Source organism: Pseudomonas sp. KH_046_2 (assembly GCF_057838985.1).
Map to the genome: position 1 here is coordinate 3,163,563 of NZ_CM174480.1, position 14,873 is coordinate 3,178,435.

Here is a 14,873-nt window from a genome sequence, read left to right on the forward strand (position 1 = left end):
ATGTCACCTTGTTATCTTTAATACCAGATGCATACTGACCGGGTCGCTTCCATCAACTTCAGTGGCTGTTATCACCTCAGGGGCAAGATCAATGACTTTATGTTCCAGAAGCACTAACACTTGATCAAACAAATCGGGGTTACAGGACGATGAAAAACTACTAACATTAACGGAAACGAGCCCCCTATCTACCTGATAGCTGTAACTGTCATAAACATCAGCAGGGGTATCAATAAATATATCTCCCACCCCAAATCTTGCCATTAGCAGATCCTTGATAGCATCAAGATTCTCGATATCCGTGAGACCACTGATAAGAGACGTGCAAATTTTTTCAGCCTTCACCACCTTCAACATTGAACCGGGGGTAACTTTGGTTATATATCTAACCAAATGTTTGAAGTCTGCATGCCCCAAAACTGCACGCAACGAGTCAAGGCAGTAGAACCCGGCACTCCAGAAAAATGCGGTGGCAAAAAAGCCACGCAACTGATGCTGACGAATATAAAACCGCCGGATAATTCCATCAGCCCCGGTAATTTTTGGAATCTCGATAAAATCACATGCTCTATCCAAGAAACCATTATAAATATAAGCAGACAGTTCTGAAACTTTATCACCCCACGGTGAGATGGCCAAAAACAACGGACAAGTTGAATCTATTAATTCTAACGCTTGGCACTTTAAATGAAAGCACCTTAATCTCCATATGATCTTTGCGACCATTCTTGGAATTGGCACTTTTAGCTCTTGCTCACCGTTGGGATTTCCAGTTTTCCCAGCATTGAAGTCTAGAGAATACATTTCACTATTCCCAACTTCGCTATAAGGGTCAATAAGTGGGCATAAACATTCCGTTGTCAGTTTCAGCAACTCTTCTTGCCGCCTAGCAGCAAAGATACCGATCAGAATGAGACAGCACCCCATCAAACCGGCATAGGTCGTATACAAGGAGTCACACTTTCTCATTTCATCGAACGAAAATTCTGGAGATCCGCTGCCCACCCCAATAGGCTTCAATGACCAGGTTTTAAAGCCATTAAAATTTTCATTGGTGTTCCGAAAACATTCGTAGATGGAATAATTCGACCGGCCTGAGGCACGCTGACCAATGGCAAAAATACGTAGCATACGTTCAAGAGCCTCGAAAATACGTAAAGCATGATCCTCTTGGAACTCATAGCTTTTTCTTATTGCATAGAAAACGATCTCATAGGGTAACAAACGATACCTGTCACTGCTTTTCTCTTCTATATGGGGTCGCACAGCACCAACACTGAGTTCAGCAAGCTCTTCCATATTCATTCGCGTCTTTGCGAGCGTATCGACAATTAAGAAGTACTTGATAACACGAAGATGATTCCTGATCGTTTGATTAGAGAGGCCTGGCCGAGGAGGATTTCTTATCGGAATCATTGCATACTCTCTCGCTCCAGTAACATTCCACTTAAGCTCGCCGGGGATTTTGAAATGGATGGTAGGCCCAAGCAGCGTGTGTTTATAAGTTTCCCTCGCAAATGCCTTTGTATTAAATCTAATGCCTCCACCCTGTGCCACATACATATTGTTCTGAAGTATGAACACCCTCGCCTTGACAATCTCGGCATCGCTCAAGCTAAGGTGACGTTCCTCTGGGTCTGGCAGATCCAACAGCCCTGGCCACTTAGATGAAGCTGCCAATATATCTTCCTCAGTAACAAATAATGCTTTTCTTTTGATCCATTCAGAAAGCTTTTCTGAAAGACAATAGAGTTTCTCCGCAACCGGCGGCGAGGTATACTTGATCAAATATAGATTTATACTATCCCTACTCACTAAAGAAAATGAATTTTCTATTATATTAAAAATATGATCGTGCATTAAAATCCAATCCACAAAAAGAAGCGCGTTGGTGATGTAAGCACTTTGCGTAACACCCCCAATCTGAGACCTCTTCAAATATTTTGGATGCACTTGCAAAATTATAAAAAACTTTATCACCCATAATAAATGATGATTTTTTCCATCCGTAAGTAAGCTACCGTCAGAAAGAGTGACATTGAAATTTATCACCCTTCCGAAACATGCTCGGCCTTTGCCGAACATGCAGTACCATATACTGCTTCTCGCTGTTGTATCTTCGACCATCCAGCTAGGTTTATCGAGTTCAATGTCACCACTCCATCCCTCTCTGCATTTTTGTATCAAAAATAGGCGTTGCTCGAAATAATTCATTTGATACAAATTACGCCACAACTCCGCATCATCACTTGATAAGGGGATATCATCGCTTTGATTAAAACCTTTCTTATCGCGTCGCTTGGTCATCTAGTAAGCTCCCAGAAAACCGCTAATAGAAAAAGCTGCGTTCCTAAACCACGATGAGCTCACGTAAACGCGTTGCAAGTTTAGGAAAGTACTTCGCCTCTCTAAATGTAGAGATCACTTCAGCAGAGCACGTAGCGATCTGACCTGAATCATGCAGATTCACTACAGTCTTCATAAAGTTTGCAGTATGAAACCAGTTCAGAGCGCTATCTTTTATCGTCTCACCACGCGCCTTACAATCATCAACCACGTCGGCCAGGGTTATGAGAGTCGTACAAAGCGCCGGCGACACAGGAATAACGGCTCGTGAGGAATCTGGTGGCACATCATCCGAATAGTACTCTTGTATGAATGCGCGTAAACTTATACTGTCTGGCAACGGTTTCAGCCTGTAGTGCTTCAAAAACTCTTCAAGTTCTTCTAGTGTATCAAAGTCCAAAGCATCAGCTAGGCACTCACTGTCCTTCATAGACTCGAAAATAAACGCATTGTGAAAAAAACGAACTCTCCGATTTGAAAAATATTGCCTAATCTCCAACGGCAAGTATTCTTTTAAAGAATCCTCTCCCGTCCCCGCATGTCCAAGATCCTCGGCCATCGAGTAGGTATCGCCGCTTTCCATAAAACGCATGACTGCTACGTTTACCCTAAAAGGGCGTAATCCAATTCGACTCAGATCAATCCTTTTATCGCCCTCAAAAAACATCTTTAGTGCAATCGTCAAAGGACAGGTCACGTGCAGATTTTCGCTGATTTTGTCAAGCTTATTAATTCGACCAGGTTTAGAAAACCCTCTATGCCGTCCTAGTAACAGGTAACGCCAATTGTCATCACCTATCGACCTCAAATACTCGCGTGCCTGTTTAGTCAAGTCTTGAATTTCCCTAAATAATTCTTTGCTTTTCGGGTTTGAGTTGATGATTTGCTGAGCATTAGTAAATCCCATTCGGGATTTTTCGCTTACGGCAAATTCTCCGTCTCCTCGAAGTCCATACTCCTCCCCATTTTTTCCCGCCACCTCAAATTTTATTAACCAACTCGGTGTAATTTTAGGATGTTGGTAGACTAGAAGGTACAGGAACGGAACTAGTGTAGTTCCGGTCAAAAGCCCTAGGTTTGCTGCCAGTTCAGGAGTTTGTTGATAAAGCGTATATTTGTTACGCTTTCCTAGCCTAGTGTAATTGAAGCGTTCCCAGTTGTAACAATGCCGAGCGTAACTCTCATCTTCTCTGCTTTCGAAGCCGACTTCCAACATTCTCAGGTAAGTTCTTGCGGCTTTTTTTCTACGCTCTACCAGCGCAATGTGCGTCTCCCTTACCTGTTCGCAGACTGTAGCGATATTCAAAGCGTCTTCTGAAATTTCACGACAGACTTGAGCTGCGACTTTATCGCTACTGATGTGCAATGGTATCGGCGTAATAATCGCCACAAGCTGTTTTTCAGATACCTTCGCAAGTTCAGGGCCATCCACATATATTACCTTAGGCAGATCATAGGCCGGACTGGCAAAAACTTTGTACGTTACAAAGAACTCACGGACAACCAGCACGATTTGCGCCCATCGTTTTTTAAATGCAGGAAGATCGTGCCCTAAGTTCCTAACTCGAAGCTCCTCGACATTCTTAATGTGCTCAAAAAAAGCGTTCACTTCGCGCCCGTCCAGCAATAAATCAAGAGCCTTCCGGCTCGGCAAAAAATGACACATATAACCGAAAACAAATTTAATATTCGTCAACTTATATAATGCTGTGTTTTTCTTATATTTACGCAGAAACCGAAGTAACTTATGTGAAAATTCATCGGCGTACGTAGTACCATACTGTAGGCGCGCAGATTCCAAATCAATGTGCATCACATGCCCATCACTAGAAACCGCCGTCCATCCTTCATAATACTTGAGCGCCTGTAGATTTCTCACTCCATCCAGATAGGCCCTAGTGCAGTCATCCACGGAACAAATTTTACACACCTCCCCCATCGCAGACTCATCGAGCCCAATACGTGTGAGCCAGGGCTTGGCGACCCTTAACATAACCTCTATATAGTTTTCATTGGCATCCGTTTCAACAATCAAAAAACCTCTGAACTGCATAAACGTCGTTTTAGAAGGACTTGCGCCCTCTTCGCAACACGGGAACGCTTCAATCACTCGTATAAAAGCATCAAACAAATGAGCACAAATTTCTATAGTGGTGAACATTTTCACCTCATACGCGAGGCCACGAATTTCATCTAGAAATTCTTCACCAAAGTTCGGCATGCCGAAAAACTTTATAGACCTTAACTTAATCAAGTTTTAATACTCACAAAAAAGCCCAGGACAGACACAGTCCAACGGCAGATCACCCAATAGGAAAAACTTTAAAATAAAAATCACACACAACCATCTCATGGGCTAACTCAGCGTTCTGCATGCGCAGCAGATACTTAATTTGCTTTAGTCATATTATCCCTAATGCATTCAATTACACCCGTTGCAAAGCGAAGACTGATGGCCGCCGCCATGGCGTTAGCGACAGGTATGGATCGATGCATTTGGGACGTAGAAAGAAGCCTCAAGAATGCACCATGATTTCGTCAGAAGCCTAGAGAACCCTTTATAAAATCAACGCTTACCTGATCACTCCTCATGACAACTTACCTTTAATTATTCTTTGACAGGCAGAGCAAAATTAAATCAACCATTATTAAAATCATTAAGACCAAGACACTAAAAGTAATGAATCGCAACCCACAGTCGCAATTAAACATCAAGATTGAGCGTGAACTGATACCGTTCTCTTCTGACGGTGGCACCTAACAAGAGCGCATGGTCGGATATAACGATTACCCTTTTTACAAAGCGAATCAGTAGAAAAAGCGTTACCTCTTATATCATCAAGTGTTCAAGCCAACTCGTTGAATCGAGGCTAGCTCTAATTTCCGTCTTTTTCCAGCCTCAACCCTATCATGACTTTTCGATTTTTAGAGCCCCAAAATGGGGCAACGATTCAGCTAAAGATAAAAGGAAAATATTTAGAGTGTGGTTGCATTATGGAAAAAATGACGTTTGCTTGACATAGTGAATCACGTATTAAAAATTGAATTTTTGAGCGATTTTTGTGGTCTGAAATGCTATTTCCTAGTTCATAACTCACTGATTTAGTTCGCCCCACATTGTAACTTATAGCTAATATTGACATGCATCTGCCGAGGCTTATTAAAGCTATATGGCTTATAATTATGGCGAATATAAATTCTTACGAATAAGCTCTATTTTTCTTATTCAAATAATTCATTACGTCGGCCTCCATTATTTCCTTCGACATCTGTTTCCCTCAAAATCCGCTCGTCCACATTCCACATCGATGTGCAAAAACCCGACTGACGGTACAAAATCTTTTCATTTTAAGAATTGTCTCGGTGCATCTTGGTAGCGGTTCGGTTTCGTAGAAATTATTTCGTGACTCTAATCTCCGCCAGCCCGATGCCGAGTTTCACTGCGGCTGTAAATGGACATGGAGCCCTAGACTTTGTATGAAAGGTACCGCCTTAGGCGGCGCAACGTTACTGACCAGGTGACCATCGCCGCGAAGCTTTTGCGCCAACTTGCCGAGGAGGGTGCCAATACACCGGCACACTTTCAGCCAGCCAACCGCTCGATGAATTTCTGCCGTAGGTATTCGGGGCGGCCAAACAGCCCGGGGGTTGGGTTTGCGTTGCATGGTGTGCTGTCGGTTCACTGGTTGAATGCGGTAGCGGTTTATGTACTGACGCAGGTATTTGTCGCAGTAATCCTTTTCAGCCGGTGACCAGTGACAGTGTTTACGAGGCCGCCCAGGCTTTCCGGAAATGCCTACCTGCTGCTAGCACTACTGGGCATGCCCAATGTCGCAGGCCTGCCCTGGCGAAAGTAAAAGACGAAGCGACACACCGTTAACATCCCAGATCAGGTGAGTCTTTTTGATCAGGCTGCCTGGCTGATTTCCAAGGCATGGTCTAGCGATTCTTCCGCCCCCCCCTTTTTCCGGCGCCTGCAGAGACTCGGGTTACACAAACCAGTGGAGTCGGTCATCCAGGTGCAGAACTCAATTAGCCTTTCATGGTTCAGGCGAACATGCACAAGCTCAAAGACAGCTTTCGTTTCCGCCCTCGTCCCCAGCATTTCTATCGGACGCTTCGATCCGAGCCCTCGCACCGGTTACGTCATCCATTCCCCAGCAGCCGCGACATCGTTTTCGAACAGAGAATGAGCTTCCTCAAAGACAGCTACCAATGTGACGAGGCGGTCGCTTTCTACGGCGTTGAACCGCCCCGCTTTCGCTCTCCGCGCTAACGTCGAGGGAGCTATGCAAATAGCCTTGGAGATCACCCCTCTCTGCGCCTGCAGTAGGCTCGCTATCCGGTCAAGGAGTTCGAATGGAAGTCCTTCGCGAACTAGGTCATGAAGCCTGGTGCCACGTGGCGGCAGCCCAAGGGTCATCCAAGCGCTTTGTGGGATCTTGGGCCCTGGTTGGTAGTGCTTGATTGATGACTACAATATTACCTTCGGTTACTCCTTCGCCTCCGCATTCACCAGCCGACTAACTTCTCGGCCGTTCTTAGTGATGACGAAACTGTGCCTTAGTGCGACCAGCGAAAATAGGCGGCGAATTTGTCGACGTGCCTAGCTACAACTGAAGGTCGTAATCATGGCATATGTGCCTCGTGGGAGTACTTGGGCGTGTAGCTTCATACAGCCTACTACATATCCACCAGTCGTCTGCCCTCGACTAAGCCTGTTCTGGATGACTCGGATGCTCCCCAAAAATGCTCTTAGGGATTGACGGCTAAGTATTCCTTGATCGATGAGAGAACTTTCATCTCCATCTGAAAAACTCCAGGCTAGCCAGGCCTAGGGCCCGAATCAGCGACATTCCCTCTAGGCGACAAGCATCGCTGCGACTTACGAAAGCAGAGCATGACAAGAGCATTGAGTCCATCGACCATTTAAGCCGCCTGCCACAGCCTATATGGGAGGCGTCTAGGTAGTCGCCGTTGACTTGCCCGTCACTCATGCCGCGATGAAGCCAGCAACCTAGGGTGTCGATGCATGGCTATAGAAGCTCAGTGCTCAAATGGTGATCCAGTTCGTGGCCTCATTTGCCCGCAAAGATTGGGAAGACCGCCGGACTCACCAGACGCAGGTACTCTTAGGGTACCTTAAGATACTGAATAGAAAGTGAATTCTTTAAGACCAAAGGTCGTTTTCACCTTTGACAGGTGTTCAAAAGTCGACTTTGATCTACCTACACCAAGAGGGAAGCCGCCATGCCCTTTTCAGACATTTTTCACCCTGAATGCAATCCCGTAGAGCCACATGATGCTCCCCATCATGTGGTGTTTAGCTGCGTCCAGTGGAAAACCCCAAGCCTTGAAGTGATGCCGCAGGCAGCCAAACAAAGCTTTGCAGTCATGTACGGCGATCCGTCGAATCCGTTGAATCCATATACAAGCGCAGCCTTGGAGCGCGCGTACATCCTGGGAGCGATCTCGGCTGTTAAGCTGATCGCCGTACACGAAGACTCTCTCTCTACCTTTTTCTGGACAGTGGGGTATCAAGCGCCACCTTCCAAGAAATCGAGTCACTGTGGATGCAGGTCATGTGTATGAGCCACACTCGGCTAACAGTAGATTTTGCGAACGTTAACGAGGTCTACTCTGGACACTCCGACTACGTCTTTTGGCAGGTTGCGAAAGAAATTCTGGAATCCTATAGCTTGGGGATTGCGCCATATGATCTGAAGGCTCTCGATGATTTCTCTGGTGAAGGGTTCATCGATGAAGATCTGTGGTTTCTCCAATCACAAGAGGATGGTCAGCCTGAAGCTATTCAGCATTGCCCGGTCGAAATACCAAATTTCGCAGACATGATGGGTCATTCCAAATGTCGGATGTCGCCGTATTACATCTATCCGGATAATCGGAAGCCTGACGCGTAATACGTTGGCCCAAAGGGTCACGCCTCACTAAAGGCACTGGCCTACCCACATCGACTGTCATTACCGTAGCTTTGCCAAAGGGTGCGTATCATGATCTATTCCCGATTGCTTCATATAGAAAATGAACATTTTCATAATGAACATGGGGAGGGTGGTTACACAGTGTTCAGCACACAGCAGTCAAAGGGCATTAATTTCATTCCCCTTGATGTTATAAGCATGCAAAAATTTGCTGTTCTTTGGTGGGACAGCCCTGACACTCAAGTAATATATTTGATCGAGAAGGCCATCATCAAAGGACAGCTCTCGCCAGTAAAGCTGTTACACGCCTCAAAAGGTACGCTTGTCATCGTATTCGATTCTAACCTTAACGATGAGCAATATGATGATTTTAAAGCATCCTGGGAAGACATTGCCTCCTATGCATTATATGACTCTTGGACTGCAATACTTATCAAAGAGAGCGAAATAGCCTTTGACTTTGATGGTGGCCGGCTGCTTAGAACATATGCTCCTGAAATTCTAGCAACAAACAAACTGGGCATTGTAGAGTTTACGCCTGACATGTTTCTGTTTTGGGATGAATGGAAACCTGAAAATATCTTTGGTCAAGATAATCCAGAGGAAGAGCGAGCCAGTTTGAAGCAACTGCGAGATGGGCCAGATCTTTTTGATGATGACGTGGATTTTTGATCCGCTTTAACACGATAAGGAGAGTAGAGATGAACCTTCCAGTATTGTTTCAGCTGACACGCGGCGCTATCCAACCAACGTCCTCGGGCGATTTTTACGGGCCGATAAAATATCGGGTCTTCGACTGCTTGCAAAAAAACGATGAGAATCTCGTCCCCATGTCGCAGTCGGCCCGGCACCGCTTTGCTGTGATGTATCGGAGAGGTTTCAGCCATGACCTTGTGGATGCTTTGGAGCACGCCTACAGGCTAGGAGGGATATCCCCGATCAAGCTAATCGACGTCACGAAGCGCTCTCTATACATCTTCTTGGATACCCGAGTGAGCAGCAGCACAGTTGCTGCAATCGAATCCATATGGTTGAAGGTGGCAAGATCTGGACGCCATGGCCATTGGGAGGTGCATTTTGCGAGCGAGAGCGAAATTTGCTCAGGGCGCTCTGATTACGATTTTTTGTCAGCTGCCAAGGAGGTTCTAGAGTCGCACAAACTGGGAATTATGGATGCCCCCGTGCCTACTCCCAACGTAGCTAATTTTAAAAACTTCTGGGCCGATGGTTCTGAGAAGCAACTCTCACTTGAACGACCAGTGCACGCGTCGTTACCTACAACAGTCGCGTGTTATTTATACAGTGCTGCTCAGTTCATCTCGTACCTTCAAAAACGAGAAATCACTGAGAACTCCGTCCGTCCGGGTGGATGCACGAAAAAGCAACAGCACAGCTTGTTAAAAGTCGCTTTGCAGTTGATGAGTGGCTTGCGCTTACCAAGTGAACCTGTACATCGGTCACCTGCAGTGTGTCCGTCGTGCAAATCCTTAGGAGTTGACTCCCTCTTCAAAAAAATGGAGGCCAGCTTGGGACACAAAAGCGAATCTTTTACATCAATTTATGCACTACCTCGCACAGCTATGGGGGCGTGCCCGAATACTTGTTCGTTGCAGCACAAGGATGCCGAGCTTCTTTACCCAGGTCGGATCAAAAAAATCGTCACAAAACCATTTTTGAGGCAGAAAAAATCTGGCAGGACTTAACAACATCACGACAGGAGCCTTCATTATTGGCGAACGTTGTCCGCTTTGTGAGGAGAACGCGATGAAAATGCAAAAGAAGCCGCCTTCAATACATACCTGCTCCCGCTTCTTCCAGCCGGAGTACGACATGGTCAGCACGAAGACTGGTGAACTGATATACAGCGTTTATACCGCGCCTCAGCGTTTTAGCGCAGAGCTTGAATTGCAGGAGCTTGGGCTGCAGCGATTCGCCATCCTGTGGGATGAAAATCCGCAGTATCAGATTTTCGAGTTGATCGATCGGGCGCTTGTGGGTGATCTGCTATCCCCAGTCTCGATGCTTCATCTTTCCCCAGAAAAACTAACCATCATCGCGACTTTGCCAAAAGGCAAAAATGCTGACGCGACTACTTTTATTTACGATCGCCGGTGGATCGAATTTGCCTTGACAACTACGTGGCAAAGATGGGAGTTGCAACGGCTGGGGCCTGACGAACTGGCATCATTGGAGACAGACAATGTGCTTCGCCTGAATGGCCCATACATTTTGAGTAAAGAAAATTTCGGGGTTTATAATTACTGGGAGATGTACTTTGCCTTCAGAGACATGAAAGGCTGGAAGGAGTTGGGGTACTGATTAAATACTGGCATGATTCATTAATTAGTTCGATAAAAAGCTATTGAACCAAGCCTTGGTGCACGATACTTCGCCCATTTAGACTGTCTGGTATTAACGTTCAGCGTACGCTGAGCTTGGTTGCTAACCGACGCAGAAGCTAACTCTCCACAGCTATTAAGGCTATCTCATGCCCAACACGAAAATGCTGTCTGCTCACGAGGTCTACGAAGTTTTACGAGATGCCGCTGTTGCGTCACGCTCAATGCAGAGAATCACCAAGGCAAATTGGGGTGAGATCTACTGCGGATTGATGACCATAGATGTTGATGGCTGGATGATCACATTCTTCATAGATTGTGGTGACTTAGATTACTGCGACAGCTGCTTATCCCCGGACGGAAGAAAGTATGACTTCAGTGCAAAAGACGCTTTCGATCCAGTCGGGCTTCTATCCCCTGACGAGCATCGTCAGCTTGAGGAGCTGCTTCGTCAAATCTGAACAATTTGTCATTGTTCGACCACACTGCGAGGCCAGGAGATCGAGTCGCCGTGCCTCTGGGGAGATCAGCGAGGATCGTCCGGATTATCAACCTTTCAAACAGAGCTCAGCTGGATAATAACTGGCCATAGACCTGCTGTTCATCCTGATGCTCTCCAAGGTATCTAGTGGGTCACCACCTGCTGCATTCAAGGAATTCGAATTCATGAGCAACAACTACGTTGCCAAAGCCAAACGTCTTCTGTCTGAGATTGGCGTCCACCAGCTTTCGGAAGGTGTGTGGGCATTCACGGATGTTCACACTGCCAGCCAAGCCTACATCCACCACTCGCAAAAACCAGCCGCCCTTGCTGCCTACGCGGCAGTTGACCCCACGTTCGCAGCTGGCCGTTTTCCCGGCTGGGCGTTGGTCGATATGGTGGATAAAGTGCCTTGTATGGACGGTACTGAGATTACGGCGCTGGCGACAGTTTGCGGAGCTTCCATCCCTCCGTTCTCCAGTGCCTCAGAGCGCGAAATTATTTTTGGGCACGCAGTGTGGGGCATCGTAGAGGCTTACAAGCTTGAGGATTGTTTTGAGCGCGTCGAACGCGCCTATGGCGGTCAAGGCAACCATTACAACTTGCGGCCTCGCGGCTTCGATTGGGCAGGCGATGAAGAGCCTATCCCCGAATCCTTGAAGGCAATGCGCAAAAGCTATCGCGCAATGTCGCCGCTGCAACAGATCATGGTTTTGACGATCATGCACTTGTACAACCAGGGCAAAGACAAGACATATCTGATTGGGGGCTGTCCGACGAAAATTCCTGCCGCCGAGGCAATGAATATTCTTCGCAGAAATGGGCCGGCGCTCTCGACCTGGGGCCACATGGTTACTCATTATGCGGGCTGGTAAGTACACAATTACCGACTTTGCTACCAACGAGTGCCTAACACCTAAGGAAATGAACACTGACAGTATGATGTGGTAGCAAATGCCCGCAAGCCGGGCCCAAGGGCCCGAAATCACGACGTCTTTGGATAGCTCCAGATCTCCCACCCTGTAGGCAGCCTCATCAGTTCACGCAGCGTGACGGAGCTGATCCTGTCGACCTACTATGTACTTAGGGGGCATGATCAGCTCGAACAGCTGCACGCTAAATCATGGATCGAATAAACGAGCTCACTGGGGCCTGGAATAGTGGGAAAAAGTGATGATTGACGCGACTCGTCTCTGGCAACGCGAACGCAAACGGCGCTACGCATTGTGGGATTTAGAAAAACTGCAGCCCGGATCTGATCGGGCCCTTCAATACCTCGCGATTCTTGATGAAATTGAGCGCCAAGATCGAGATGACCCTATTGGCGATGCAGTCGCAATGTCAGTTGAAGAGCTACGAGAATGTGTCTCAGAGACCGAGATCGAGGGAGTCAGCGGATCCCATTTTTTAGTCGTGCTTGACGAGCACATACCAGAACCGTGGAAGACTCGTTTCGAAGAAGCGAGCACCGGGTCTACTCGATTGCGGCAAGGCTGTTATGCGAGAGATTGGCGCCGTTTTTTACGACTTTGGACAGCCGAGATGCAGAACCTCGCGGCGCATAGGGAGATGCGTTAAGAGCCTGATGCAGCTATTCGAGTATCAGGATTGTCAGAGGGTGCCAGGGTTCTGGTGCCGATCAAATAGTCCGTCTGACGGGTCTCACACAAGAATCCCCTTCTCCAGCTGGCCGATAAGATATAAAACAGTTTTCGTTTCCACCCTCGTAGCCAGCATGTCGAGTGGACGCTTCGATCCGAGTCCTCGAACCGGTGAGTTCATCCATTTCGTTGCTGCGGGATTATCGTTTTCGAAGAGGTAAAGTGCGTCCTCAAAGACAGCTACCAATGCAACCAGACTGCTCTGTACATTGCGCCATATAATCGCTGGGGCGGTTGCGACGAGCATGAGGCTGTACTGAGTCGTTTCGACCCAATTTGAGAGACTCTACTTAAGGCCAGGCTCCTGCTTTCGAATGAGTTATCGTTCAGTCCTAATGGGTATCAGCCTTTTCATCCGGCGGTCTGAGTGGCTCTCAGATACGACCCCGGCTCAAGGCCGGGGTGGATGCAGCGCCTAACAGCGCTCAACTGACCTCCTCGCAGCTTTCAAACAAGCGCTTGGCATAAGCAAAACCGCGAACTCGAACCCAGTCACGGTTCACTAAAAATATCCAGCCCAGAAAAATTAGCAGCTCGACACCCGTAGCGGTCACTAAGTACGGATGCCTTGTTAAATCCGTAAGACTTAGGCTTTCCAATGGAACGCCTATCACGTGATATAAACCCAGCAAGCAGATCACAAGGCAAATTAATGTCAGTACGATGCCAAAAGGTTTGCACGCAGTAAGGTTTCGGCTAAATCCATACTCAATATTTTCATTGAAAATCATGGAGTATTTTTTCTGATCCCGAGTCCTTTCCCTAACATAATTAGCCGCTGACCGATACATTTCATCCGCAGCTTTGGGATCATTTTTCTCATCTGCTTCACTGATCACAGAAAACCCCTTGATCAGACCTGCCAAGTGTTGCATGTAGCGGCTTTTGGTCGGTCGATCCAGCGTGTCATCAGAGTGTCTGCAAACAATAGTGGTAGGTGCTCCACCCCACTTATTGTAAAGCTTTTCCTGAAGGATATTGCCTCTGCTGGACATTTGGTTGGCCGCAAAGGCGATGACTCCAAACGACACCAAAAAAGTTAACGCAATACCCTCCATCGTACGAGACGGCTCAAAAAAAGCCATCACACATATAACTACAGGCAAAAATAGCAAAAAAGCTGGCTTGATCCTAGCATTGATTTTGTACGGGTCGTAGATCTTACTCAAGTCCATACTCACCTCTCAGAGAGTGTATTCTGTCTCTACTTCAAACGAGCCAATATAACCCGGATACTTGTTTTCCCCCTCATCGCTCAAGAAGTCCCGAGAGTACCCTTCCGCTGATACATACACATGGACATTACCATCACTGCAATCCATTGTGATATGACCAGCCGTATTCTGGGTAATCGTTTGGTAGCCTGTGTAATAATGCATGTCACGGCGCGGTGCTTCACCAATTACGATGATTTGAGGATCCAGTTTTTTCAGCCAGGAATCTGGAATTTTCCCTGTCTTTCGACCATGATGAGACGCGAAAACCACGGTGGTCTTCTCCAACTCAATGTCATCGGCGATACTTTCCATGAAGTCCGTTTCAAGATCGCCAAGCCACATGAAGCTTGCACCATTTTTGACTGCATAGCGAAGTACGCAAGAAAGGTTATTCGGACTATGTCCAGCCTCACTTTTTCTCATCGCTTCGATGAAGTTTGGATTGGACACATTAGGCCACAAGACCTGTACGCCGGCGCCGCCACGTGATTCATCGCTAGCGTTAAGCCAGCGTCGCCTCACACCTTTCTCAAGATAGAAAACATTATCTCCGTCTCGCAGAGACTTGTAATGCAGCCACGAGTCCGTCAGATCATCTTTCTCCACCTTGTTCTTAACGCAGTAGAAATTATTAATGGGAAGCGCTTTATCCAGCAACTCGATCCCTCGGAAGTGATCCTCATCAGGATGAGTGCAAATGAACCTACGCATTCCTTTCGTTCGGGCCACCCGCTTGAGCTCAGCAATGATCTCCTCTGAGTTATCTGCTTTAAGATTGCAATCGATCATGGTGAAACTATCACCAGCGTGCGCAATATAAAACATATCGCCATTGCCCACGGAAAGGCTTTTTATTACCGGCATACCACCCCCAAAGTCAAAACAAT

General features: G+C 46.9%; 13 protein-coding genes. 7 read left to right on the forward strand and 6 right to left on the reverse strand.

The genetic code is table 11. The annotated features are described in order from the left end of the window. Window positions 1-3: 3 nt before the first annotated feature. From AC3IX1_RS14150 to AC3IX1_RS14160, 3 genes are all read right to left on the reverse strand, one after another. A complete protein-coding gene (locus tag AC3IX1_RS14150) occupies window positions 4-2,307 on the reverse strand; it encodes a hypothetical protein (protein ID WP_489384603.1) in 2,304 nt (767 codons plus the stop codon). 43 nt (window positions 2,308-2,350) lie between these two features. Beyond that, a complete protein-coding gene (locus AC3IX1_RS14155; protein ID WP_489384604.1) occupies window positions 2,351-4,567 on the reverse strand; it encodes a hypothetical protein in 2,217 nt (738 codons plus the stop codon). Between the two features lie 1,920 nt (window positions 4,568-6,487). Further along, on the reverse strand, window positions 6,488-6,769 hold the full coding sequence (locus AC3IX1_RS14160; RefSeq protein ID WP_489384605.1) for an antitoxin Xre-like helix-turn-helix domain-containing protein: 282 nt from the start codon (window positions 6,767-6,769) through the stop codon (window positions 6,488-6,490). Window positions 6,770-7,934: 1,165 nt separating this feature from the next. On the opposite strand from AC3IX1_RS14160, the gene AC3IX1_RS14165 reads away from it, so the two are divergent. From AC3IX1_RS14165 to AC3IX1_RS14195, 7 genes are all read left to right on the forward strand, one after another. Further along, window positions 7,935-8,267: a hypothetical protein gene (locus AC3IX1_RS14165; RefSeq protein WP_489384606.1), complete on the forward strand. Its 333-nt coding sequence runs from the start codon at window positions 7,935-7,937 to the stop codon at window positions 8,265-8,267. Window positions 8,268-8,357: 90 nt separating this feature from the next. Continuing rightward, window positions 8,358-8,960, forward strand: coding sequence for a hypothetical protein (locus AC3IX1_RS14170; protein ID WP_489384607.1), 603 nt, complete (start codon window positions 8,358-8,360; stop codon window positions 8,958-8,960). 29 nt (window positions 8,961-8,989) lie between these two features. Then, window positions 8,990-9,991, forward strand: a complete 1,002-nt coding sequence (locus tag AC3IX1_RS14175) for a hypothetical protein (RefSeq protein ID WP_489384608.1) — start codon at window positions 8,990-8,992, stop codon at window positions 9,989-9,991. A 61-nt stretch (window positions 9,992-10,052) separates the two neighbouring features. Continuing rightward, window positions 10,053-10,607: a hypothetical protein gene (locus AC3IX1_RS14180; RefSeq protein WP_489384609.1), complete on the forward strand. Its 555-nt coding sequence runs from the start codon at window positions 10,053-10,055 to the stop codon at window positions 10,605-10,607. Between the two features lie 169 nt (window positions 10,608-10,776). Continuing rightward, entirely contained in the window at window positions 10,777-11,088 is a 312-nt protein-coding gene (locus tag AC3IX1_RS14185) for a DUF7693 family protein (RefSeq protein WP_489384610.1), read from the forward strand. A 205-nt stretch (window positions 11,089-11,293) separates the two neighbouring features. Beyond that, window positions 11,294-11,983 carry a hypothetical protein gene (locus AC3IX1_RS14190; protein ID WP_489384611.1) on the forward strand — a complete coding sequence of 230 codons (690 nt, stop codon included), beginning with the start codon at window positions 11,294-11,296 and terminating at the stop codon, window positions 11,981-11,983. Between the two features lie 298 nt (window positions 11,984-12,281). Continuing rightward, entirely contained in the window at window positions 12,282-12,686 is a 405-nt protein-coding gene (locus tag AC3IX1_RS14195) for a hypothetical protein (protein WP_489384612.1), read from the forward strand. Window positions 12,687-12,770: 84 nt separating this feature from the next. Here AC3IX1_RS14195 and AC3IX1_RS14200 read toward each other — a convergent pair whose 3' ends face one another. The 3 genes from AC3IX1_RS14200 to AC3IX1_RS14210 all read right to left on the reverse strand — a co-directional run bounded on the left by AC3IX1_RS14200 (window position 12,771) and on the right by AC3IX1_RS14210 (window position 14,850). Further along, window positions 12,771-13,016: an antitoxin Xre/MbcA/ParS toxin-binding domain-containing protein gene (locus AC3IX1_RS14200; protein ID WP_489384613.1), complete on the reverse strand. Its 246-nt coding sequence runs from the start codon at window positions 13,014-13,016 to the stop codon at window positions 12,771-12,773. 178 nt (window positions 13,017-13,194) lie between these two features. After that, the gene (locus AC3IX1_RS14205; RefSeq protein ID WP_489384614.1) at window positions 13,195-13,944 is read right to left on the reverse strand and encodes a hypothetical protein; all 750 of its coding nucleotides are present in this window, start codon (window positions 13,942-13,944) and stop codon (window positions 13,195-13,197) included. A 9-nt stretch (window positions 13,945-13,953) separates the two neighbouring features. Beyond that, window positions 13,954-14,850, reverse strand: coding sequence for a ComEC/Rec2 family competence protein (locus AC3IX1_RS14210; protein WP_489384615.1), 897 nt, complete (start codon window positions 14,848-14,850; stop codon window positions 13,954-13,956). Window positions 14,851-14,873: the final 23 nt, after the last annotated feature.

Coding starts and splice junctions, on each gene's coding strand:
- AC3IX1_RS14205 (WP_489384614.1), bottom strand. CDS start 13,944: ATGGACTTGAGTAAGATCTACGACCCGTACAAAATCAATGCTAGGATC.
- AC3IX1_RS14190 (WP_489384611.1), top strand. CDS start 11,294: ATGAGCAACAACTACGTTGCCAAAGCCAAACGTCTTCTGTCTGAGATT.
- AC3IX1_RS14180 (WP_489384609.1), top strand. CDS start 10,053: ATGAAAATGCAAAAGAAGCCGCCTTCAATACATACCTGCTCCCGCTTC.
- AC3IX1_RS14200 (WP_489384613.1), bottom strand. CDS start 13,016: ATGCTCGTCGCAACCGCCCCAGCGATTATATGGCGCAATGTACAGAGC.
- AC3IX1_RS14175 (WP_489384608.1), top strand. CDS start 8,990: ATGAACCTTCCAGTATTGTTTCAGCTGACACGCGGCGCTATCCAACCA.
- AC3IX1_RS14195 (WP_489384612.1), top strand. CDS start 12,282: ATGATTGACGCGACTCGTCTCTGGCAACGCGAACGCAAACGGCGCTAC.
- AC3IX1_RS14170 (WP_489384607.1), top strand. CDS start 8,358: ATGATCTATTCCCGATTGCTTCATATAGAAAATGAACATTTTCATAAT.
- AC3IX1_RS14165 (WP_489384606.1), top strand. CDS start 7,935: ATGAGCCACACTCGGCTAACAGTAGATTTTGCGAACGTTAACGAGGTC.
- AC3IX1_RS14150 (WP_489384603.1), bottom strand. CDS start 2,307: ATGACCAAGCGACGCGATAAGAAAGGTTTTAATCAAAGCGATGATATC.
- AC3IX1_RS14210 (WP_489384615.1), bottom strand. CDS start 14,850: ATGCCGGTAATAAAAAGCCTTTCCGTGGGCAATGGCGATATGTTTTAT.
- AC3IX1_RS14185 (WP_489384610.1), top strand. CDS start 10,777: ATGCCCAACACGAAAATGCTGTCTGCTCACGAGGTCTACGAAGTTTTA.
- AC3IX1_RS14155 (WP_489384604.1), bottom strand. CDS start 4,567: ATGCCGAACTTTGGTGAAGAATTTCTAGATGAAATTCGTGGCCTCGCG.
- AC3IX1_RS14160 (WP_489384605.1), bottom strand. CDS start 6,769: ATGACCCTTGGGCTGCCGCCACGTGGCACCAGGCTTCATGACCTAGTT.